Origin of the sequence: Vibrio sp. VGrn 2, from assembly GCF_009361695.1 — a bacterium.
Taxonomy (GTDB): domain Bacteria; phylum Pseudomonadota; class Gammaproteobacteria; order Enterobacterales; family Vibrionaceae; genus Vibrio; species Vibrio diabolicus.
In genome coordinates this window covers 59,185-79,920 of record NZ_RBWD01000004.1, presented here as the reverse complement: position 1 = coordinate 79,920, position 20,736 = coordinate 59,185, and the positions used below count along the sequence as shown (strand labels likewise).

At 46.1% G+C, this 20,736-nt stretch carries 21 protein-coding genes and 1 riboswitch; of the genes, 13 read left to right on the top strand and 8 right to left on the bottom strand.

Annotation, left to right across the window (positions count from 1 at the left end; genetic code table 11):
• Nucleotides 1-10 precede the first annotated feature (10 nt).
• Nucleotides 11-358, top strand: a complete 348-nt coding sequence (locus D8S93_RS08895; protein ID WP_012841162.1) for a gamma-glutamylcyclotransferase — start codon at nucleotides 11-13, stop codon at nucleotides 356-358.
• 49 nt (nucleotides 359-407) lie between these two features.
• On the top strand, nucleotides 408-770 hold the full coding sequence (locus D8S93_RS08890; protein WP_145474456.1) for a DUF2799 domain-containing protein: 363 nt from the start codon (nucleotides 408-410) through the stop codon (nucleotides 768-770).
• A 74-nt stretch (nucleotides 771-844) separates the two neighbouring features.
• Here D8S93_RS08890 and ppa read toward each other — a convergent pair whose 3' ends face one another.
• Nucleotides 845-1,375, bottom strand: coding sequence for an inorganic diphosphatase (ppa, locus tag D8S93_RS08885; protein ID WP_012841160.1), 531 nt, complete (start codon nucleotides 1,373-1,375; stop codon nucleotides 845-847).
• Nucleotides 1,376-1,502: 127 nt separating this feature from the next.
• Nucleotides 1,503-2,519: a class 1 fructose-bisphosphatase gene (gene fbp / locus D8S93_RS08880; RefSeq protein WP_005392321.1), complete on the bottom strand. Its 1,017-nt coding sequence runs from the start codon at nucleotides 2,517-2,519 to the stop codon at nucleotides 1,503-1,505.
• A gap of 312 nt (nucleotides 2,520-2,831) precedes the next feature.
• Between fbp and mpl the strand changes: the two genes are divergently transcribed.
• From mpl to thiQ, 5 genes are all read left to right on the top strand, one after another.
• A complete protein-coding gene (gene mpl / locus D8S93_RS08870; protein WP_124007403.1) occupies nucleotides 2,832-4,190 on the top strand; it encodes a UDP-N-acetylmuramate:L-alanyl-gamma-D-glutamyl-meso-diaminopimelate ligase in 1,359 nt (452 codons plus the stop codon).
• 4 nt (nucleotides 4,191-4,194) lie between these two features.
• Nucleotides 4,195-4,830, top strand: a complete 636-nt coding sequence (locus D8S93_RS08865) for a flavin prenyltransferase UbiX (RefSeq protein WP_005392319.1) — start codon at nucleotides 4,195-4,197, stop codon at nucleotides 4,828-4,830.
• 37 nt (nucleotides 4,831-4,867) lie between these two features.
• A riboswitch (TPP riboswitch) is annotated at nucleotides 4,868-5,004 on the top strand.
• Between the two features lie 72 nt (nucleotides 5,005-5,076).
• Entirely contained in the window at nucleotides 5,077-6,069 is a 993-nt protein-coding gene (thiB, locus tag D8S93_RS08860) for a thiamine ABC transporter substrate binding subunit (RefSeq protein ID WP_225461747.1), read from the top strand.
• 41 nt (nucleotides 6,070-6,110) lie between these two features.
• Nucleotides 6,111-7,697: a thiamine/thiamine pyrophosphate ABC transporter permease ThiP gene (thiP, locus tag D8S93_RS08855; RefSeq protein WP_114323100.1), complete on the top strand. Its 1,587-nt coding sequence runs from the start codon at nucleotides 6,111-6,113 to the stop codon at nucleotides 7,695-7,697.
• The gene (thiQ, locus tag D8S93_RS08850) at nucleotides 7,697-8,401 is read left to right on the top strand and encodes a thiamine ABC transporter ATP-binding protein (RefSeq protein WP_152812832.1); all 705 of its coding nucleotides are present in this window, start codon (nucleotides 7,697-7,699) and stop codon (nucleotides 8,399-8,401) included. The genes thiP and thiQ overlap by 1 nt, the downstream gene beginning before the upstream one ends.
• A gap of 18 nt (nucleotides 8,402-8,419) precedes the next feature.
• Here the strand turns inward: thiQ and D8S93_RS08845 are convergent, their stop codons facing one another.
• Nucleotides 8,420-9,367, bottom strand: a complete 948-nt coding sequence (locus D8S93_RS08845; RefSeq protein WP_272164854.1) for a LysR family transcriptional regulator — start codon at nucleotides 9,365-9,367, stop codon at nucleotides 8,420-8,422.
• Nucleotides 9,368-9,459: 92 nt separating this feature from the next.
• Here D8S93_RS08845 and D8S93_RS08840 point away from each other — a divergent pair, with 92 nt between their 5' ends.
• On the top strand, nucleotides 9,460-10,536 hold the full coding sequence (locus D8S93_RS08840; protein ID WP_152812828.1) for an alkene reductase: 1,077 nt from the start codon (nucleotides 9,460-9,462) through the stop codon (nucleotides 10,534-10,536).
• Between the two features lie 63 nt (nucleotides 10,537-10,599).
• On the opposite strand, the gene D8S93_RS08835 is transcribed toward D8S93_RS08840, so the two are convergent.
• The 4 genes from D8S93_RS08835 to argR all read right to left on the bottom strand — a co-directional run bounded on the left by D8S93_RS08835 (nucleotide 10,600) and on the right by argR (nucleotide 15,801).
• On the bottom strand, nucleotides 10,600-11,037 hold the full coding sequence (locus D8S93_RS08835; RefSeq protein WP_005392306.1) for a universal stress protein: 438 nt from the start codon (nucleotides 11,035-11,037) through the stop codon (nucleotides 10,600-10,602).
• A gap of 44 nt (nucleotides 11,038-11,081) precedes the next feature.
• The gene (locus D8S93_RS08830; RefSeq protein WP_152812826.1) at nucleotides 11,082-13,661 is read right to left on the bottom strand and encodes a TRAP transporter permease; all 2,580 of its coding nucleotides are present in this window, start codon (nucleotides 13,659-13,661) and stop codon (nucleotides 11,082-11,084) included.
• 295 nt (nucleotides 13,662-13,956) lie between these two features.
• Complete coding sequence (locus D8S93_RS08825; RefSeq protein ID WP_005392302.1) at nucleotides 13,957-14,925, bottom strand: TAXI family TRAP transporter solute-binding subunit; 969 nt, start codon at nucleotides 14,923-14,925, stop codon at nucleotides 13,957-13,959.
• Nucleotides 14,926-15,330: 405 nt separating this feature from the next.
• A complete protein-coding gene (argR, locus tag D8S93_RS08815; protein WP_031780246.1) occupies nucleotides 15,331-15,801 on the bottom strand; it encodes a transcriptional regulator ArgR in 471 nt (156 codons plus the stop codon).
• 359 nt (nucleotides 15,802-16,160) lie between these two features.
• Here argR and mdh point away from each other — a divergent pair, with 359 nt between their 5' ends.
• Nucleotides 16,161-17,096, top strand: a complete 936-nt coding sequence (gene mdh, locus D8S93_RS08810; RefSeq protein ID WP_005392300.1) for a malate dehydrogenase — start codon at nucleotides 16,161-16,163, stop codon at nucleotides 17,094-17,096.
• A 113-nt stretch (nucleotides 17,097-17,209) separates the two neighbouring features.
• Nucleotides 17,210-17,401 carry a hypothetical protein gene (locus D8S93_RS08805; RefSeq protein WP_005392299.1) on the top strand — a complete coding sequence of 64 codons (192 nt, stop codon included), beginning with the start codon at nucleotides 17,210-17,212 and terminating at the stop codon, nucleotides 17,399-17,401.
• Between the two features lie 89 nt (nucleotides 17,402-17,490).
• On the opposite strand, the gene ispB is transcribed toward D8S93_RS08805, so the two are convergent.
• Entirely contained in the window at nucleotides 17,491-18,462 is a 972-nt protein-coding gene (ispB, locus tag D8S93_RS08800) for an octaprenyl diphosphate synthase (protein ID WP_005392297.1), read from the bottom strand.
• 256 nt (nucleotides 18,463-18,718) lie between these two features.
• Between ispB and rplU the strand changes: the two genes are divergently transcribed.
• The 3 genes from rplU to cgtA all read left to right on the top strand — a co-directional run bounded on the left by rplU (nucleotide 18,719) and on the right by cgtA (nucleotide 20,690).
• Nucleotides 18,719-19,030, top strand: a complete 312-nt coding sequence (gene rplU, locus D8S93_RS08795; RefSeq protein WP_005383096.1) for a 50S ribosomal protein L21 — start codon at nucleotides 18,719-18,721, stop codon at nucleotides 19,028-19,030.
• Between the two features lie 20 nt (nucleotides 19,031-19,050).
• Nucleotides 19,051-19,308 carry a 50S ribosomal protein L27 gene (rpmA, locus tag D8S93_RS08790; RefSeq protein ID WP_005383095.1) on the top strand — a complete coding sequence of 86 codons (258 nt, stop codon included), beginning with the start codon at nucleotides 19,051-19,053 and terminating at the stop codon, nucleotides 19,306-19,308.
• A gap of 206 nt (nucleotides 19,309-19,514) precedes the next feature.
• On the top strand, nucleotides 19,515-20,690 hold the full coding sequence (gene cgtA, locus D8S93_RS08785; RefSeq protein ID WP_005383091.1) for an Obg family GTPase CgtA: 1,176 nt from the start codon (nucleotides 19,515-19,517) through the stop codon (nucleotides 20,688-20,690).
• The last annotated feature ends 46 nt before the right edge of the window (nucleotides 20,691-20,736 follow it).

Here is a 20,736-nt window from a genome sequence, read left to right as displayed (position 1 = left end):
AGGAGTGGTTATGCAGCATTTAGTTTTTGTATATGGGACCTTGCGTAAAGGAGAGTGTAATCATCACTTTCTGAGCTCGGCCCAGTTTCTTGGTCAGCATGAAACGGACGCTCAGTTCGCACTGTATGACTTAGGTCCTTATCCCGCGTTGTCTGTTGGGCAGCGCTCGATACAAGGTGAAGTGTATCTGATTGATGATGAAACCTTATCCGAGCTAGATAAGTTGGAAGATGTGCCAGTAGAGTATCGTCGAGAGAGTATCGTCACGCCGTTTGGCCAAGCTTGGATCTACTTGTATCAAGATACTGAACAACTGACCGAAGAAATCGCTTCCGGAGATTGGTGTCAAAAGGTGTGAGCTATACTGACATTATCAACAGCGACGAGCTGGTCACTAAGGAGTCATGATGAAAGTATTCGTAATTGGAGCAATGGCGTTGATTCTTGCTGCATGCGCGCAAACAACCCTGCCGACCTCGAGTAATGCTACCGACTGGCAAGCGTTTGGTAAGCAGTCTGCCTTAGATGGATTAAGAGTTTTATCTGAAGATCGTATCGCTGCACTGGATGGTACTAATCATGCTACGCCTGAACTGATCATTGCCTATCAAACGGGTTATCAGCAAGGGAAGCAAGAGTATTGTGAACAAAGCGCGTACATGCTTGGTGTTATCGGGCGTCCGTATTTTGGTATTTGTGATGACCTAGACCCTTTCTTTCAGCATGACTATGACGCTGGCCGAATGTCTTCTGCAGGCGCGCCTATCTAGTTGACTTACACAAGATGAAAAGCAAAAGAGCTGCCCTAAAGCAGCTCTTTTTAATTTTGTATCAGCCGTGATGCTTACTTTTTCTGAGCGCGCTCGTAAGATTCTAGGATTTCAGCTTTAGCGGCAGCAACATCTGCCCAACCATCCACTTTCACCCATTTACCTGCTTCAAGCTCTTTGTAACGCTCAAAGAATTGCGTGATCTGCGCTTTCAGTAGTTCTGGGATATCGTCCACATCTTGGATGTGATCGTACTCTTTCGAGATTTTGGTGTGTGGAACCGCAAACACTTTTGCGTCTTCACCTGACTCATCCGTCATCTTCAAAACGCCAACAGGACGGCAGCGAATCACTGAACCTGGCATAAGTGGGTATGGTGTTGGTACCAGTACGTCGACTGGGTCGCCATCAAGAGACAGCGTATTGTTCACGTAGCCATAGTTACATGGGTAGAACATCGGTGCAGACATGAAACGGTCGACAAATACCGCACCAGAGTCTTTATCTACTTCGTACTTGATTGGATCTGCATTTGCAGGAATTTCGATCACGACATAGATATCTTCAGGCAGCGACTTGCCTGCTGGCACATGGTTTAAGCTCATTAGAATATTCCTTTTCATTAACGATGAGTCACACAGAAGCGGCTTCATCTGATGATAAATTCGCGTTTCACTTTAGCGACAAAAACGCGGCAGGTAAACACCTGCCGCGTTGGACAAAGGTCTGAAATTATTCTTCGTCGCGGTGCAGTTCAAGGAACTCTTCAACTTTGCGAACCATGTTCTTAGAACCAACAAAGAAAGGCACACGTTGGTGCAATTCGGTTGGTTTGATATCCATGATGCGATTGACGCCGTCTGATGCAATACCGCCCGCTTGCTCAATTAAGAACGCCATTGGGTTACATTCATAAAGCAGACGCAGTTTGCCCTGAGGATGGCTTTGCGTACTAGGGTAAAGGTAGATACCACCTTTCAGTAAGTTGCGGTGGAAATCAGCAACCAATGAGCCAATGTAGCGAGAAGTGTATGGACGACCGTCTTCTGGCACATTCTCTTGGCAGTACTTGATGTACTTCTTCACCCCTTGAGGGAAGCGAATATAGTTACCTTCGTTGATCGAATAAATCTTGCCTTCTTCTGGGATCATCATGTTTTCATGAGAAAGGCAGAAGCTGCCAATAGATGGGTCGTAAGTAAAGCCGTTTACGCCGTTACCCGTGGTGTAAACCAACATGGTTGATGAACCGTAAATCACGTAACCAGCGGCAACTTGCTTATGACCAGGCTGAAGGAAATCTTCTTCTGTCGCTGGTGTGCCAATAGGTGAAACACGGCGATAAATAGAGAAGATAGTACCGACAGAGACGTTCACATCGATGTTAGAAGAACCATCAAGTGGGTCCATCAGTACCACATATTTGGCGTTTTGGTTGAGCTCTTTGTTGAAAGCAACCGCTTCGTCTTCTTCCTCACTGGCAACGCCACACACTTGGTCACGAGCTTCAAGCGCGGCTTTGAACTTATCGTTCGCGTAAACATCGAGCTTTTGCTGGTCTTCACCTTGGACATTTTCCGTGCCTACAGCACCAGTGATATCACCGAGACCCGCTGCGTTGATTTCGCGGTTAACGATTTTTGCAGCTAAACGAATGGAGGCTAAAAGGGATGATAGATCACCGCTAGCGTGGGGGAAATCCGCTTGTTTTTCGACAATGAACTCGCCTAGGGTGCGCAGTCCTGACATGGTTAATCCTTACATTTTTATTTCATTGGGGGTAGTGCGCAAGTGAGCATCTCTTTATGGATGTTAAACGATTGCGCTGGATGTAAGTTTAAGTCGCAGATCTTTTTAATGGTAATGAAGTAACTGTTTGAGATCTCAATTTATTTGTAGACTTGTTTGAGGTATTCATCAGTAAGCAAGAGGTTGTACAGTCTGTGTTCAACCTTGTCATATTTGTGAAAGGGACTGCAAGAAGAAGGCTAAAGTCTCTCGCTTTTCTGGTTGTGATCGCGATAATGAAAGCATTAAAGAACGCATTACAAGGTTTAGTTTATGCACATTCATATCTTGGGTATCTGTGGCACATTTATGGGCGGCGCTGCGATTTTAGCGCGCCAATTAGGGCATAAAGTCACTGGTTCTGATGCCAACGTTTACCCACCGATGAGCACGTTGCTTGAGTCTCAAGGTATTGAAATTATTGAAGGCTTCGACCCGTCTCAACTCGACCCTCAACCAGACCTTGTGGTGATCGGTAATGCCATGAGCCGCGGTAACCCATGTGTTGAACACGTGCTCAATACCAACATGCGCTACACCTCTGGTCCGCAGTGGCTCAACGAGTTTTTGCTGCACGATCGCTGGGTATTGGCGGTATCGGGGACACACGGTAAAACGACCACGTCGAGCATGCTGGCTTGGATACTCGAAGACTGCGGTTATCAACCTGGTTTCCTAGTTGGTGGAGTACTTGGTAACTTTGGAGTCTCTGCTCGTTTGGGTGAAAGCATGTTTTTTGTCGTTGAAGCGGACGAATATGACAGTGCTTTTTTCGATAAGCGTTCTAAGTTTGTGCATTACCATCCTCGAACCTTAATCATGAACAACCTTGAGTTTGATCATGCTGACATCTTCGATGATCTAGAGGCGATCAAGCGCCAATTCCATCATTTAGTGCGAACGGTTCCCGGCAATGGCTTAATCTTAGCTCCGAAGCAAGACCAAGCTTTGGCGGATGTATTAGAGCGTGGTTGCTGGACAGAAAAGCAGTTTTCAGGTGTTGATGGCGACTGGCAGGCGCACAAATTAGTGGTCGATGGCTCAAAATTTGAAGTTGCTCTACAAGGCGAGAAGGTCGGTACCGTCGAATGGGATTTGGTGGGTGATCATAACGTTGATAATGCGTTAATGGCGATTGCCGCGGCGCGACACGTTGGCGTAACGCCGGAGCTTGCGTGTCAGGCTCTGGGCCGTTTCATTAACACCAAGCGCCGTCTTGAGTTAAAAGGTGAAGAGCAAGGTGTGACGGTTTACGATGATTTTGCGCATCACCCAACGGCAATTGAACTCACCGTCGGTGGTTTGCGTAACAAGGTAGGCGAAAAACGCATTCTTGCCGTGTTGGAACCTCGTTCTGCCACTATGAAGCGCGGCGTGCACAAAAACACACTCGCGGATTCGCTACACAGCGCAGATGAAGTGTTCTTATTCCAACCAGACAACATCGAATGGTCGGTGCAAGATATCGCGGAACAATGTCAGCAACCTGCTTTTGTTGACGCTGACATCGATAACTTTGTAGCGAAAATCGTTGAACGTGCGCAGCCAGGTGACCAAATCCTCGTGATGAGTAATGGTGGCTTTGGCGGTATTCACGGCAAGATCCTCGAGCAACTTAAACAAAAAGCCTGATTTTATGCAAAACAAACAGCAGCAAGCAGAAAAAGCCATCACTTTAGCGTTAACTGGAGCATCTGGTGCGCCTTATGGTCTGCGCCTTTTAGAATGTTTAGTCGCGGCGGATTATCATGTCTACGTTCTGATTTCTTCGGCGGCTCGCGTTGTGATGGCAACCGAACACAACCTTAAGCTGCCAAGTGGGCCAGACGCCGCAAAGCAAGCGCTGGTGGAACATCTCAACTGTGATCCAAATAACATCACTGTTTGTGGTAAAGATGACTGGTTCTCACCGGTAGCGTCTGGCTCAGCGGCACCAAAGCAAATGGTGGTTTGCCCATGTTCAGCAGGAAGTGTTGCGGCGATCGCGCATGGTATGTCGGACAACTTGATCGAACGGGCGGCTGATGTGGTAATGAAAGAACGCGGGCAACTGTTGCTCGTGGTTCGTGAAACGCCATTTTCAACGCTACATCTGGAGAACATGCACAAGCTATCGCAAATGGGCGTCACCATCATGCCAGCGGCTCCGGGCTTCTACCATCAGCCAAAGAGCATTGAAGACTTAGTGGATTTTATGGTGGCGAGAATTCTCGACCACTTAGGTATTGAGCAAGGTTTAGTGCCTCGTTGGGGCTATGACCAGCGCTCGTGAGCTGATTGTGTAACCACTCAAATACCTTTACAATCCATCCAACTCATCGGGGAGCAAACCCATTTTGCATTGAGTCAATCAATGCATTTGGGCGCTGAGACCTAAGTGCTTTACTAGGGACCCGTATTACCTGAACCAGATAATGCTGGCGTAGGAATTGAGTCTGGATATTGGAAGTCCTTAATAGCCGCCTCAAACCCTGTGCCGCTCAACTTATTTCTCTGAAATACTCATGGAGAGCGAGCAGTGAAAACCACTTCAAGTCTGATTGCCTTAGCTGCAATTACCTCTACTTCAGCGTTTGCTGCTGAAAAACCATTAACTATTTATACCTACGATTCTTTTGCCGCAGATTGGGGGCCGGGTCCTAAAATCGAGCAAGCTTTTGAAGCAAAATGTGGCTGTGACGTTAACTTCGTGGCGTTGGACGATGGTGTGTCGATCCTGAATCGTCTTCGTCTTGAAGGCGGTAATAGCAAAGCCGACATCGTGTTAGGTTTGGATAACAACCTGATGGCGGAAGCGAAGAAAACCGGTCTGCTTACCGAGCACAATGTGGATACGGCCAACACAGTGTTACCAAATGGTTGGAGCGACACGACGTTTGTACCGTACGATTACGGCTACTTCGCATTTGTGTACAACACAGAGAAACTGGCTAATCCGCCGAAAAGCATGAAAGAGCTGGTGGAAACGCGCGACGATTTGAAAGTGATTTATCAAGATCCGCGTACGTCAACGCCGGGCCAAGGCTTGATGCTGTGGATGAAATCCATCTATGGCGACGATGTGACGCAAGCGTGGCAGAAGCTAGCGAGCAAAACCGTAACGGTCACGAAAGGTTGGTCAGAAGCGTATTCCATGTTCCTTAACGGCGAGTCGGACTTAGTGCTTTCTTACACTACGTCACCTGCGTACCACTTAATTGCGGAAAACGATTCAAAGTTTGCGACGGCGAATTTTGCTGAAGGTCACTACATGCAAGTTGAAGTCGCCGCTAAAGTGAAAGGGGCAAAAAATTCAGAACTTGCTGATCAATTTATGAATTTCATTTTAAGTGATGAGTTCCAGTCAGCGATGCCAACGGGTAACTGGATGTACCCTGTTACTGACGTTGAGTTACCTAAAGGTTTTGAAACCTTGAGCGTTCCAAACAAGTCGTTGAGCTTTAGTGCTGATGAAGTGGCAAAAATGCGTAAGTCTTGGATTCGCGAATGGCAAAGCGCACTGACGTTTTAGCTGACGTTCCACCCCTCATCTGAATGAGATAGGTTTTACCTTTGAATTCTGTTCCAAAAATAGGTTTAGGGGTCGCGATGATCATCGCGACCTTTGTTGTTTCTGCCCTAGGTGCTTTGATTGTTCAAGCCCCTTCACTTGATGTGTCTGTGGTATGGGACGACCCGTATTATCAACATGTCACCAAGTTCAGCTTCTACCAAGCTTTTCTTTCCACATTGCTCAGTGTTGGCTTTGCCATTCCAGTTGCGCACGCGCTTTCACGTCGCCAATTTTGGGGTAAGTCATTACTGCTTAAGCTATTTGCATCGACGCTAGTTTTGCCTGTTTTGGTTGGTGTTTTCGGGCTATTAGCGATTTATGGCAACAGCGGTTTGTTAGCGCAGTGGCTACAGAGTTTCGATAGCAAACTGCCATTTTCTATTTACGGTTTGAACGGCATTTTACTCGCCCATGTGTTCTTTAATTTACCTTACGCGGCGCGCTTGCTGTTGCAAGCATTAGAATCTATTCCTGCCGAGCAACATAAGCTGTGTGCGCATTTAGGTATGAACCATTGGAATAAGTTTCGTTGGGTGGAATGGCCGCGTTTAAGACAGCAACTTCCCCACGTTTGTGGTTTGGTATTTATGCTGTGCTTCACCAGTTTCGCCACTGTAATGGCATTGGGGGGCGGGCCAAAATCTACCACCATTGAATTGGCCATTTACCAAGCGATTAAGTTTGATTTTGATTTACAAGCTGGGGCGTTATTGGCGCTGTGGCAGATGCTGTTATGTGGACTGCTTGCCATTGGAGTGCAGAAGTTAACAAAGCCTGTTTCTATCAGTGCTGGCAGCACATCGGTACAGCAATATTTAACGAAGGATCATGGGTGGTCAAAAGCTTGGGATAGCTTTTGGATCATAGGTGCCTTTTTACTGGTGATACCACCGTTATTGATGGTGTTACTGAGTGGCATCAACCAACAAGTTTGGACGGTGTTAACCGATGAACGTTTTTGGTCTGCGTTATCTAACTCACTCAAAGTGGCAGGGTTAGCCAGTGCGCTTGCGGTCGCTGCGGGCGTGTCCATATTGTTGACCAGCCGTCGTTGGCGTTTGCAGTACAAAAACACGCGAGCCGATCAGATTGAGCTAATCGGCACCATTATTTTGGTGACTCCAGGGCTGGTGATTAGCACCGGTTTATTCTTGCTGTTGCGATCATTTACCGATGTTTTTAGCTTGGCGTTTTTTGTCGTGATTTTGGTGAACGGTTTGATGGCTTTGCCTTACGTGATCAAAACGCTGGCACAGCCAATGCTGCACATCGAGCAGCAATACCAGTATGTGTGTGCCAGCTTAGGCATGCGTGGCTGGCAACGCTTTAAAGTGGTGGAGTGGCAGGCGCTGCGCAAGCCATTCGCACATGCGTTTGCGATCAGCTTTATGTTTGCGATTGGCGATTTAAGTGCTATCGCGTTGTTTGGCGGACAAGAGTTCCGCACTTTACCTCTGTATTTATTCCAGCTGCTTGGCAGCTATCAGATGGACGCGGCTGCGGTGGTATCGGTGACCTTGTTGTTGTTGAGTGTGGGCTGTTTTGCCTTGATTGAGAAAGTATTGAAAACGAAGGAGAGAGCGTAATGTTAGTGTTGGATGATGTGCAGTACACCTACCAACGTGAGCTGTTTCGTTTTGACTTAACGATTGAGCAAGGTCAGATAGTGTCGCTGATGGGACCAAGTGGGGCTGGAAAATCGACGTTGCTGGCGTTGGTGGCTGGATTTATCCATCCTGACCAAGGTGACATTCGGGTTGATGGTGAGTCTATTGTGCGTAAAGAGCCTTATCAGCGTCCTTTCTCCATGCTGTTCCAAGAGCATAACTTGTTTTCTCACTTGTCGGTGCGTGACAACATTGGCTTAGGTTTACACCCAGGGCTGAAGCTCACTGTAGACCAAAAGCGTCAGGTTGAACAAGCGGCGCAGCAAGTTGGCGTTGCAGAGTACCTCGACCGTTTGCCTGAGCACCTTTCTGGAGGGCAGCGTCAACGTGTTGCCTTGGCGCGTTGTTTTGTTCAGCCTCATCCCATGTGGCTGTTGGATGAGCCTTTCTCGGCGCTTGATCCGGTGTTGCGTGAAGAGATGCTAGGCTTGGTAAAAAAACTGGCAGCAGAGCGGGGAATAACCGTATTGATGGTCACGCACCATTTAAGCGATGCCAAAGCTATTGCCAGCCACTTTGTGTTTGTGGCTGATGGCAAAGTGGAAGCAGCGGATAGTATGTCTGCATTGAGTGAACTGCATGCTAGTGAGAAGCTTGCGGCATTTATCCGAGCCGCACGCTAATGCTCAATGGTGGCGGGATTATGCTTCACCGCAACACAAACCATGTCGAGGACCAAATTCAAACTGAGATCTTAGGCTCATGATATGGTCAATCATCGCTTGTACTCGTCGCGTTCGGTTTGCGCCAGGACGATAGACTAAATAAATAGGCATTGGTACCGTGTGCCATTGAGGTAAAACTCTGACTAAGGAGCCATTTTCCAGCTCTTGCGTCATGTTTTGCATAGGTAAGTTAGCGATTCCCAATCCTTTGAGCGCGCCTTTTAATACCGCTTCTACGGTGGTGCTAGAGAAGTTACTACTTACCGAGACGTTGACGGTGCTGTCCTGCGAAATCAACGTCCAAGGGCCTATCTCTGAAACATACTGGTATCTCAAACAGTTGTGTGTTGTCAGATCTTCTGGAGTCTCAGGTACACCGCACTCAGCTAAATACTCAGGACTGGCGGCCAATACTCGGGTGGTGTAGCCCAATTTTTTAGCAATCAGTCGATCATCGACGATCTGGCCGACTCGAATTGCCATATCAAAACCGTGTGAAAACAGATCAACAAAATCGTTCGATGCTTCTAACGCAATTTGTACTTTTGGCCATTGTTTTAAAAATGGTAAAAAGATGTGCTCAGCCATATACGCGTCCAATGCTGGTGGCGCAGCAATGCGAAGCCGACCTTGGATCTGCTGTTCCATTTCCTGAACGTCTTGACCAATCGAGTGAAATTCTTCAACTAAGCTTGCAGCACGCTCTAAAACCATTTGACCAGCTTCGGTAATCACCAACTTTCGGGTCGTGCGCTCTAGGAGCTTGGCTTCAAAGTGTTGTTCGAGTTTGGTTATGGCTTTACTAACAGTAGATTTTGGTAGGTTTAACTCCAGCGCGCACTTGGTTAAGCTCAGTAGTCGACAGCTTGTGACAAAGATAGAGAGTGTCCTAAAGTCAATTGTTTCTAAATTTCGAACAATCACTTTCAATTATCCATATTGTTTCAATATTGATCTGATTATAGTCTGGCTCCTCATCCTTAGCCATCAAGTTATTGTCATTTGAGGTAAACAATATGTCCAACTCTGTAGACTTATTTTCTCCTATCGAACTCGGTCAATTAGCATTAGATAACCGTGCCATTATGGCCCCTTTAACGCGCGCTCGTGCCAGCGCAGATCATATCCCGAATGACCTTATGGTTGAGTATTATGCTCAACGCGCGAGTGCTGGACTTATCATTGCTGAATGCACCATGGTGATGGAAGGAACGTCTGCTTTTATGGCAGAACCGGGCATTTATAACGAAGAACAAATTGCAGCTTGGAAAAAGGTAACGGATGCGGTTCATGAGAGAGGCGGTAAGATCGTATTGCAAATTTGGCATGCGGGACGCGCTTGTCATCCTGAACTGAATGATGGGAAAACGCCTGTTGCAGCGAGCGCACTAGCCATTCGTGATGAGTTAGTCCATACCCCTTCAGGTAAGCAAGCATATACGGTACCACGAGCACTCGAAGTGGATGAGATAGCTTCTATTGTGGCAGCGTTTAAGCAAGGTGCGGAAAACGCCAAGAGAGCAGGCTTTGATGGTGTGGAGATACATGGCGCCAATGGTTATCTTATTGATAATTTCCTTCGTGATGGATCGAATTTACGTACTGATGAGTACGGTGGCTCGGTCGAAAATCGTGCTCGTTTCTTACTTGAGATTGTTAAAGAAGTGGTCGAGGTATGGGGACCTGGAAGAGTAGGGCTGCGCACATCACCATTAAATGGATTTAATGATATGAAAGACAGCGATCCGGTTGGCTTGGTTCGTTATTTAGCCGAGCAACTTAATGCTTTCGATCTTGCTTATTGGCACGTGATGCGTGCGGATCTAAAGGGCGTACAAAAAGCAGATGTTCTCAAGCCAGCACGCGAAAACTATCAAGGTTACCTAATGGCCAACGTGGGCTACAGTGCACAAGAAGCGACAACGGCAATTGCAGAAAATCAAGTTGATGTGGTCGCATTTGGCGTTCCATTTATCGCCAACCCAGATTTAGTTGAGCGATTTAAGAAAAATGCACCTCTTAATGAGGCAAAACCTGAGCACTTTTATTTAGGTGGAGCAGAAGGTTATACTGATTACCCAGTAATGGCATAATCATTACTTGTTCAATATAAAAAGGACGCTAATGTTAGCGTCCTTTTTCGTTTCTTTAGTTGTTTAACCTTGCGGTTTCACGACCATCACATTGATTGGAGAATATTCCACGACCTTACTTGCGACAGAGCCAAGCATTACTTTATTGATTTTAGAACGCTTGTGACTTGGCATAATGATGAGATCAGCGCCCAAGCGCTCTGCATAATCAAGAATTGTCGCGTAGGCTTTGCCCTCAGCAACATGCACTTGGTACACAACATCTTCAGCAATATGCTTATTGGCGAAAGCTTTTAATTGCTGCTTCACGTCTTGCTTCATTTTGGCTGCTGCATCTTTTGGGAAGTATGTAGCAACCATCGACATGTGAATTCCAGGTAATACTGTTAGAAGGTGGATTTGCGCATTCGCTTGCTTTGCTTGCCAAACCGCTAGTTCAACCGCTCGGTCTGAAAAGCCTTGGTCATTTAGATCAACCGGAACAAGAATTTGTTTGTACATTCAATGTCTCTCACTAAGGCCCCTTGTCCTCGGGGCCAAATCGGTTATGCGCTCAATTGTTCCTTACGAGCACGACGTTTTTGGTTCATGGCAAGCACCAGCAAAATCATTAAGCATGGCACAAATACCCATTCTTTCATCGGACGTTCTGCATCTTGGATAATCCACTTGATCTCCCAATCAAAGTCGATACCTGCAGACTCTGCCGGACTACCAAACTCGACCATATCGACAATCATTTTGTTGTCGCTTTCGGTCAGCATCAGACCCATAGAAGAAATACGTGCTTCCGCTGTTGTCGCACTGTCTTCGAACGGAAGACGAACCGTTTTCTCGATGTAGTCGCCCTCAAGGTTTTCGCCGGCAACACGTAGCTCCAATGATTCTCCTACATTTAGCGTTTCCGTGATTTGAGCTACCTCAACGCCAGGAGAAAGAACTTTCGCTGGATACAGCATGTCCCACCAAAAACCAGGACGGAAAAACGAAAATGTCAGTACTAATAATAGAACGGTTTCCCACCACTTGTTACGCGTGAACCACCATCCTTGTGTTGCGGCGGAAAAGATCAGCATCGCAATGATCGATGAGATGACAGTGAGTGCTAAATGCCACCAAGAGTCTATCCCCATCAACAGTAGCTGGGTATTGAACACAAACATGAATGGCAAAATGGCGGTTCGAATATCGTAAGTAAAGCCTTGGATACCTGTACGAATCGGGTCTGATTTAGCAATCGCAGCCGCCGCAAATGCCGCAAGACCTACGGGTGGGGTGTCGTCGGCCAAAATACCAAAGTAGAAAACGAACAAGTGCACCGCAATGAGTGGGATGATCAAGCCATGTGCTGCACCTAGCGTGACAATAACCGGTGCCATCAACGTAGATACTACGATGTAGTTCGCCGTTGTCGGTAGACCCATCCCAAGAACCAAGCTGATTATTGCGGTAAACAGCAGCATAAGAATGATGCTACCGCCAGAGATAAACTCAACGAAGTCCGTCATGACCAGGCCGATACCCGTTAGGGTGACGACCCCAACTACGGTACCTGCCGCTGCCGTTGCAACGCCGATACCAATCATGTTGCGAGCGCCAGCAACCAAGCTCTCAGCCAGATCGACGAAGCCATCTTTGGTTTGCTGCATCATGTCACCTTGCTTTGATAACAGAGCAATCAATGGACGCTGAGTCAGCAAAATGAAAATCATGAACACCGTTGCCCAGAATGCTGAAAGACCTGGCGAGAAGCGCTCTACAGTCAGACACCAAACCAATACAACGATAGGCAGTAGATAGTGCAAACCAGATTTAACCGTTGGGCCAGGATCTGGTACTTCTGTTAACTCTGCATCAATCTCAATTGCGCCATCTTGCATATGATTTGCTGAGATCTTCACCAAGCCAACGTACGCAATTAACAGGGCAACCGTAACAATTGGCGTCGCGGCATCACCAAAGACATCTTTCGTCCAACCCACTCCGTAGTAAACCAATGCGCTGATCACACACAGTCCCAAGATTGTGCCAGTAAAGGAAAGCAAACTTTGTACTAACGTTGGGTTGTGGCGACGAGGAAGACCTGTCATACCCGCTTTACACGCCTCAAGGTGAACGATGTAAATCAAAGCGATGTAAGAGATAAGTGCCGGAAGTAGGGCAGCCTTAATCACCTCAACGTATGAGATACCGACATATTCCACCATCAAGAATGCCGCTGCGCCCATGATTGGTGGTGTTAACTGACCATTAGTTGAGGCGGCAACTTCAACGGCTCCAGCTTTGGTGCCCGGAAAACCGACACGTTTCATCAATGGAATGGTAAAGGTACCAGTGGTTACCACGTTTGCGATTGAAGAGCCAGAAACAAGCCCGGATAAACCAGATGCAACAACGGCCGCTTTTGCAGGACCACCTTTCATATGACCCAGTAAAGAGAAGGCGACTTTAATGAAGTAAGCACCTGCGCCAGCGCGTTCCAGCATGGCGCCAAACAATACAAACAAGAACACAAAAGAGGTTGAAACGCCTAATGCGACACCGAATACACCTTCCGTTGTTAGCCATAAGTGAGACATGGCCTTGTTTAAGCTCGCTCCTTTATGCGCGATGACATCGGGCATGTAAGGGCCAGCAAAGGTGTAAGTAAGGAAGACAGCAGCAACCACCATCAGTGGTGGACCGAGCGCTCGGCGTGTTGCTTCTAAAAGGAGAACCATACCGATGACAGCAACGACGATATCTACCGTTGTTGGTGCACCGGAACGTCCAGCTAGCTCGGTATAAAAAAGGTAAATATATGCCGCAGAAAAACTACCTGCTAGCGCCAATATCCAATCGACAAGAGGGATATGATCGCGAGGGGAATTTTTCATCGCTGGATAAGCAGTGAAAGCCAAGAAGATCGCGAAAGTGAGGTGGATTGATCGCGCTTCCGTGTCGTTCAGTACGCCGAAATTAAAAATAAATGGTAGCGGAGATGCGTACCATAATTGAAATAGTGACCAACACAGAGGAACAAACCAAAGGATTCGTCCTTGCATTCCCGAGGGGCTACGTGCACCTGTGTCTGCCTGAGCCACCATTTCTTGCACATCTTGTGACGGAGCTTGATTCGTCGCCATGTACTTTTTCCTTATTATTGATGGTCCTGTCGGATTTTTATCGAGAACCACACTTCGCCTTTATCAGTGTAGCGAATGGAGCGAAGTTTGCTTTCGAGTATTTTGCTGCCTGAACTCAAAGTGTTGAATTTTGGAGACTCTGCTAGGCGGCGTTTAAGTTTTTCTTGGGTATGAACTCGCAATTTTCGGAAGAAAACTGGCGAATGAAGCATGCAGTTAGCACGTGCTACAACCTGCATGCTCAAACAGGCAGAAAACCATCTTTTCCTGCCTGTGAGTTTGGAGTCTGAGGAAGTTACTTAAGTAGACCCACTTCTTTGTAGTATTTTTCTGCACCTGGGTGAAGAGGGATAGATAGACCCGCTTTCACCATGTCTTCTTTTTTCAGGTTTGCAAACGCAGGGTGTAGACGTTTGAACGTATCGAAGTTTTCAAACACGGCTTTTGCAACGTTGTAAGCGACATCGTCTGAAACGTCTGCTGTTGTAACCATCGTTGCCGCAACACCAAAGCTGTTTACGTCTTTGTCTGTGCCACGATACATGCCAGCCGGCACTGAGCTAAAGGCGTAGTATGGGTTATCAGCAACAATCTTATCGATTTTCGGGCCAGTTGCAGAAACTAGCTTAGCATCACATGATGTTGTTGCTTCTTTGATTGAACCGTTCGGGTGACCCACCATGTAAATGAATGCGTCAATTTTGTTGTCACAAAGTGCTTGAGAACGCTCAGAGCCCTTTAGCTCAGAAGCCAATTTGAAGCTGTCGTTTGTCCAGCCCATCGCTTCCATAACAACGCCCATGGTTGCACGGTCACCAGAGCCAGGGTTACCGATGTTTACGCGCTTACCTTTTAGGTCTTCAACGTTTTCGATACCTGAATCTGCACGAGCAATGATGTTGAAAGGTTCTGTATGAAGAGAGAACATTGCACGTAGCTTTTTGTACGGGCCTTGTTCCGCAAACTTACTCGTACCGTTGTAGCCGTGGTACTGCCAATCCGATTGCACGATACCAAAATCTAACTCGCCAGCACGGATAGTGTTAACGTTGTAAATAGAGCCGCCAGTCGATTCTACTGAACAACGAATGTTGTGTTCTTTACGACCTTTATTGACCAATTTACAGATAGCACCACCAGTAGGGTAGTAAACACCTGTAACAGAGCCAGTACCGATAGTAATAAACTCTTGAGCGTTAACTGCGCCTGCACCCATTACTGCTGCAGCGATAGCGCCTACTTTGAGAAGTTTGTTAAATGCCATGAATTTCCCTTCCTTATATTCATTATTTACCCGGAAATAACCATAAATCACTTCTGGAGTTTCCTATTTGGAAACGGCATCTTTTCCAATCCAATCGTTTGAAAAAGCGAGCGAATCATAACAAAAAATTGGCAGAAAATTATCCAATTGTTAAATGTTATAGTTGATAAGTCTGAATCTTGTGCAGGAGGATAGTGTTAGATTTGTGATTTAATTCTTTTTATAACAAACACTTAATAAGTATTAAGTGAACGAAGTGAAAAAGATCAATTGCGTGATGTTAATCACAAAATAGGTGGTTAAATAATGGTCTGGATAAGCAAAAAATTTACATAAATCATGGGCTACAAAATGAGATTTCTTTTATAGCCCACAAAGAGTTAGCTGATCTAAATGTGAAAGAACTTAGCCAGTGTATTCGAACAGTTCACACACTGATTTGAACAACTGTTCAGTCGTAATCGCCATCGTTGGAGTGATAAAGATAGTGTCATCACCTGCAACAACACCAAGAATACCTTCGGATTTACCCAGTGAGTCAAGCAAGCGAGCAATCAACTGCGCAGCACCAGGGCCAGTATGGATAACAACTAATGCCGCGTTATGGTCAATGTCTAGCACCAGTTCACGCAAAGAGCTGCTTACAGTCGGTACGCCTAGCTCAGCAGGAAGGCAGTAAACCATTTCCATTTTTGCATTGCGTGTGCGGACGGCGCCAAATTTAGTCAGCATGCGTGATACTTTCGATTGGTTAATGCTTTCAAATCCTTGTTGTTTGAGTGCATCAACAATCTCACCCTGTGAGCCAAAGCTCTCTTCTTTTAATAGGGCTTTAAAGGCGCGGACTAAGTTGTCTTGTTTTTCTGAATTGCGCATAGTCATTACGAATCTCTTATTACGGGTCAGCAATTTTGCATATTCTCGCATATATATTCATGCGGTGCCAAAGAGTCCCAGTATTATGTTAGTTACGTCACTGTAAACTATATACCACATGGAATTCTTTAATTATATGAAGTAGGGCTGTTTTTGTTTTCTTGAATTCCTTGTCATTTCAACAGAATAAAAGAATAATCCAAGCCCCATTTGTAGCACGGTAACAGCGAGTTGCGCGAGGTCGCAAAGCTAGCGTTAATTGATTGTAATCAAGTTGTGATTCCGATAGCTTTATTTAAGTTGGTTACAAACTACCCTACGAATACGTTTATAAGAGAAATACTCTCAAGGAGAACTACATGAAAGTAGCCGTTATTGGTGCCGCTGGTGGCATCGGTCAAGCCCTGGCCCTTCTACTTAAGAACCGTCTTCCTGCTGGTTCTGATTTAGCCCTATACGATATTGCTCCAGTAACTCCTGGTGTGGCTGCTGATCTTAGCCACATCCCGACGCCAGTTTCTATCAAAGGTTACGCGGGTGAAGATCCTACTCCAGCACTAGAAGGTGCGGATGTTGTGCTGATTTCTGCAGGTGTTGCTCGTAAGCCTGGTATGGATCGCGCGGATCTATTCAATGTAAATGCTGGTATCGTTAAGTCGCTAGCGGAGAAGATTGCGGTTGTTTGTCCGAAAGCTTGTGTTGGTATCATCACAAACCCGGTAAATACAACAGTGCCAATTGCCGCTGAAGTACTTAAAAAAGCGGGTGTTTACGATAAGCGTCGCTTGTTCGGTGTAACAACACTGGATGTTATCCGTTCAGAAACATTCGTTGCAGAGCTAAAAGACAAAGATCCAGGTGACATTCGCGTACCTGTTATCGGTGGTCACTCTGGCGTAACGATCTTACCTCTACTGTCTCAAGTGGAAGGCGTTGAGTTTACAGCTGAAGAAGTAGAAGCATTAACGAAACGTATTCAAAACGCAGGTACTGAAGTTGTAGAAGCGAAAGCGGGTGGTGGTAGTGCAACACTATCAATGGGCCAAGCTGCATGTCGCTTTGGTCTGTCTCTAGTTCGTGCTCTTCAAGGTGAAGAAGGCGTAGTTGAATGTGCATACGTTGAAGGCGACGGTGAACACGCGACTTACTTCGCACAGCCTGTGAAACTGGGTAAAGAAGGCGTAGAAGAAGTACTAAGCTACGGCAAACTCAGCGACTACGAAAAGTCTGCACTAGACGGTATGCTAGAAACACTAAATGGCGACATCAACATTGGTGTTGAATTCGCAAAGTAATCTAGAAAGCTCGAATAAGAAGAAAGCCGATCAAAATGATCGGCTTTTTTGATCTTTGGCTTCTCTGCTTCGTAAAATTACTTGATCAAAACAACGTGGTGAAGGAGAAGATGATGGAAGCAAGTCGAATCCGTAAAGGCATGGTTGTTGAGTGCCAGCAGGGCGTAGGTACGATATTGGTGGTCGACCGTGAAGCAGAGACGGTACTGTTGTCGAAACAAGGCTCTGATCAGCAGATTGCGGTTAGCTTTGATGAAATAGAAGATGACCCACAACTGCATGGCGGTAGTGACAGATATTACTAGCGCCTATCACGGCATTAGGTATCAGATACAAAAAAGGAAGAGCTTGCTCTTCCTTTTTGTTTTAAGTCTTGCGTTATGGGTTGCTATGATTACTTCGTGCGTTGTACCGCGACATGAGCCAGAGTAATAAGCGCTTGCTTGTATTCAGACTCCGGCAATACTGATAGTTCTTCGATTGCTTTGTCTGCTTCTTCTAGTGCTTTTTGCGTCGTGTATTCCAGAGATCCGGCCTCTTTCATCACCGCGAGAATTTCTTCTAAGCGATCCATGCCATTGGCCTTCTCAATTGCTTCGCGAATCATGAGGGCATTGTCTGGCGTGGTATTACGCATAGCGTGAAGTAGAGGTAAAGTTGGCTTGCCTTCAGCCAAATCATCCCCCACATTTTTACCCATGTCTTCGCCATCAGAGGTGTAATCCATGACGTCATCAATAAGCTGAAACGCAGTACCCAAATACTTACCGTAATTTTGCATTGCGATTTCAACATGCTCAGGAGCATCGTTTAAGATTGCGCCAATTTGAGTTGCGGACTCAAATAAGCGTGCCGTCTTAGAGTAGATGACTTGCATGTAGCTTTCTTCTGTCGTGTCAGGATCGTTACAGTTCATCAACTGCTGAACTTCACCTTCGGCGATCACGTTTACGGCGTTGCTCATTAGCTTAAGGATCTTCATGGATCCTAGCTCTGTCATCATTTGGAATGAGCGAGTATAGATAAAGTCCCCAACTAACACGCTAGCAGCATTGCCAAATGCAGCATTCGCAGTTGCTTTACCGCGGCGCATGTCTGATTCGTCGACCACGTCATCATGCAGCAAAGTCGCTGTATGGATGAACTCAATAAACGCAGCTGCCATTGTATGACCGTTGCCTTGGTAACCAAGTGCGCGGGCTGACAGTATCGCTAAAAGCGGTCTCAGACGTTTGCCTCCACCACTCACGATATAAAAACCGAGCTGGTTGATTAAAGAGACATCAGAATTAAGTTGGGCTTGAATTGTTTCATTCACTTTTGCCATGTCATCGGCAGTAAGCGCTTGGATAGTTTTAAAATCCATCGTATATCCGGCTGAAGTTAGACCCTGCAAGGCTTATTCGATTTATATAATTGTCGAATAATACACTAAAAAACGTTGATTAATACATTACTAAAGGGCATGATTGCCGCACTTTTCTTTGGCGATTAGCTTTTCGCCAATTTTTTCAAAATATGGCTTGTCATAGGAGCATCTATTCTGTAGAATCTGCGCCCTATTGATGATTAGTTTAGCGCACACCCTCAAGAAAGGCTGTGCGGAAAAAGCGGAGTAAAATATGTACGCTGTTTTCCAATCTGGTGGTAAACAACACCGTGTAAGCGAAGGTCAAACTCTTCGTTTAGAGAAATTAGACGTTGAAACTGGTGCAACTGTAGAATTTGATAAAGTTCTTCTTGTTGCTAACGGCGAAGACATCAAAGTTGGTGCTCCTCTTGTAGAGGGCGGCAAAATTGTTGCTGAAGTTGTACAACACGGTCGTGGCGATAAAGTTAAAATCGTTAAGTTCCGTCGTCGTAAGCACTCTCGTAAGCAACAGGGTCACCGTCAGTGGTTCACTGAAGTGAAGATCACTGGTATCAACGCTTAATCTATTAGGAGAGTTTAACAATGGCACACAAAAAAGCTGGTGGTTCTACTCGTAACGGCCGCGATTCAGAAAGCAAACGTCTAGGTGTTAAGCGTTTCGGTGGTGAATCTGTACTTGCAGGTAACATCATCGTTCGTCAACGTGGTACTAAGTTCCACGCTGGTAACAACGTAGGTATCGGTAAAGACCACACTCTATTCGCTCTTACTGAAGGTAAAGTGAAGTTCGAAGTGAAAGGTCCTAAGAACCGTAAGTTTGTAAGCATCGAAGCTGAGTAATTAGGTTTTTACCAAGTTACTTAATAGCTTTAAGCTGAATGCAAAAGCCCTGCCAAATCGGCGGGGTTTTTTATTTATGGCAGTCGACATATCGAAGTTTCTCGTTTCCACGTTATTTGTGGGCTGGGAGCTTAGATCTGTCATCTGCTAAAATTGTCAGATGACAAAGTAGATTTAATCCACGCACGAAGTAGTCGGAGTAAAAGATGAAGTTCGTAGATGAAGCGGTAGTAAAAGTTCAGGCTGGCGACGGCGGTAGCGGCGTTGTGAGTTTCTGGCGTGAAAAATTCATCACTAAAGGTGGCCCTGATGGCGGTGATGGTGGCGACGGTGGTGATGTTTATATCCAAGCCGATGAAAACCTTAACACTCTGATTGATTATCGTTTCCAGCGCTTCTACGAAGCGGAGCGTGGTGAGAATGGCCGCGGCGGTAACTGTACTGGTAAACGTGGTAAAGACATCGTTCTTCGTGTGCCTGTAGGTACGCGCGCAGTGGATATCCACACAAATGAAATCGTGGCAGAAGTTGCTGAACACGGTAAGAAAGTGATGATCGCAAAAGGCGGTTGGCACGGTCTAGGTAACACGCGTTTCAAATCTTCAGTAAACCGCGCGCCTCGTCAAAGAACATTAGGCACAAAAGGTGAAGTACGTGAAATTCGCCTTGAACTATTGCTTCTTGCTGACGTTGGTATGCTTGGTCTACCTAATGCAGGTAAATCAACCTTTATCCGCGCAGTCTCAGCAGCAAAACCAAAAGTCGCTGATTACCCATTCACGACGTTGATCCCAAGCTTGGGCGTAGTGAGTGTCGTACCAGAGAAAAGCTTTGTTGTTGCAGACATTCCAGGTCTTATCGAAGGTGCAGCAGATGGCGCTGGTCTTGGTATTCGATTCTTGAAGCACTTAGAGCGTTGCCGAGTGTTGCTGCACATGATCGATATTATGCCAATTGATCAGTCTGATCCGGTGCAAAATGCACTGACGATCATTGATGAGCTAGAGCAATACAGTGAAAAACTGGCAAGCAAGCCACGCTGGTTAGTATTCAACAAAGTTGATTTAATGCCTGAAGAAGAAGCGAATGAGAAGATCCAAGAAATCTTAGACGCACTAGGCTGGGAAGACGAGTACTTTAAGATCTCGGCGATCAACCGTAACGGTACTAAAGAGCTTTGTTACAAATTGGCTGACTTTATGGATAACCTACCTCGCGAAGAGGAAGAAGTGGCTGAAGAAGATAAAGTTAACTTCATGTGGGATGACTACCATAAAGATGCGATGGCGGGTAAAGACGTTATCACTGAAGATGATGACGACGATTGGGATGACTGGGACGATGAAGAAGATGACGGTCACGTTGTCTACGTTCGTGACTAATCAGAACCGTCAAACAATGCCTGTTTGCCTATAATTCATTAAGCCG

What these genes read in the sequence shown, in the direction of transcription:
- D8S93_RS08865 (WP_005392319.1), top strand. Translation starts at nt 4,195, where the DNA reads ATGCAAAACAAACAGCAGCAAGCAGAAAAAGCCATCACTTTAGCGTTA.
- ispB (WP_005392297.1), bottom strand. Translation starts at nt 18,462, where the DNA reads ATGGATTTTAAAACTATCCAAGCGCTTACTGCCGATGACATGGCAAAA.
- D8S93_RS08835 (WP_005392306.1), bottom strand. Translation starts at nt 11,037, where the DNA reads ATGTACAAACAAATTCTTGTTCCGGTTGATCTAAATGACCAAGGCTTT.
- argR (WP_031780246.1), bottom strand. Translation starts at nt 15,801, where the DNA reads ATGCGCAATTCAGAAAAACAAGACAACTTAGTCCGCGCCTTTAAAGCC.
- mdh (WP_005392300.1), top strand. Translation starts at nt 16,161, where the DNA reads ATGAAAGTAGCCGTTATTGGTGCCGCTGGTGGCATCGGTCAAGCCCTG.
- D8S93_RS08895 (WP_012841162.1), top strand. Translation starts at nt 11, where the DNA reads ATGCAGCATTTAGTTTTTGTATATGGGACCTTGCGTAAAGGAGAGTGT.
- D8S93_RS08805 (WP_005392299.1), top strand. Translation starts at nt 17,210, where the DNA reads ATGGAAGCAAGTCGAATCCGTAAAGGCATGGTTGTTGAGTGCCAGCAG.
- thiQ (WP_152812832.1), top strand. Translation starts at nt 7,697, where the DNA reads ATGTTAGTGTTGGATGATGTGCAGTACACCTACCAACGTGAGCTGTTT.
- rplU (WP_005383096.1), top strand. Translation starts at nt 18,719, where the DNA reads ATGTACGCTGTTTTCCAATCTGGTGGTAAACAACACCGTGTAAGCGAA.
- fbp (WP_005392321.1), bottom strand. Translation starts at nt 2,519, where the DNA reads ATGTCAGGACTGCGCACCCTAGGCGAGTTCATTGTCGAAAAACAAGCG.
- D8S93_RS08830 (WP_152812826.1), bottom strand. Translation starts at nt 13,661, where the DNA reads ATGGCGACGAATCAAGCTCCGTCACAAGATGTGCAAGAAATGGTGGCT.
- mpl (WP_124007403.1), top strand. Translation starts at nt 2,832, where the DNA reads ATGCACATTCATATCTTGGGTATCTGTGGCACATTTATGGGCGGCGCT.
- D8S93_RS08840 (WP_152812828.1), top strand. Translation starts at nt 9,460, where the DNA reads ATGTCCAACTCTGTAGACTTATTTTCTCCTATCGAACTCGGTCAATTA.
- cgtA (WP_005383091.1), top strand. Translation starts at nt 19,515, where the DNA reads ATGAAGTTCGTAGATGAAGCGGTAGTAAAAGTTCAGGCTGGCGACGGC.
- D8S93_RS08890 (WP_145474456.1), top strand. Translation starts at nt 408, where the DNA reads ATGAAAGTATTCGTAATTGGAGCAATGGCGTTGATTCTTGCTGCATGC.
- rpmA (WP_005383095.1), top strand. Translation starts at nt 19,051, where the DNA reads ATGGCACACAAAAAAGCTGGTGGTTCTACTCGTAACGGCCGCGATTCA.
- D8S93_RS08825 (WP_005392302.1), bottom strand. Translation starts at nt 14,925, where the DNA reads ATGGCATTTAACAAACTTCTCAAAGTAGGCGCTATCGCTGCAGCAGTA.
- ppa (WP_012841160.1), bottom strand. Translation starts at nt 1,375, where the DNA reads ATGAGCTTAAACCATGTGCCAGCAGGCAAGTCGCTGCCTGAAGATATC.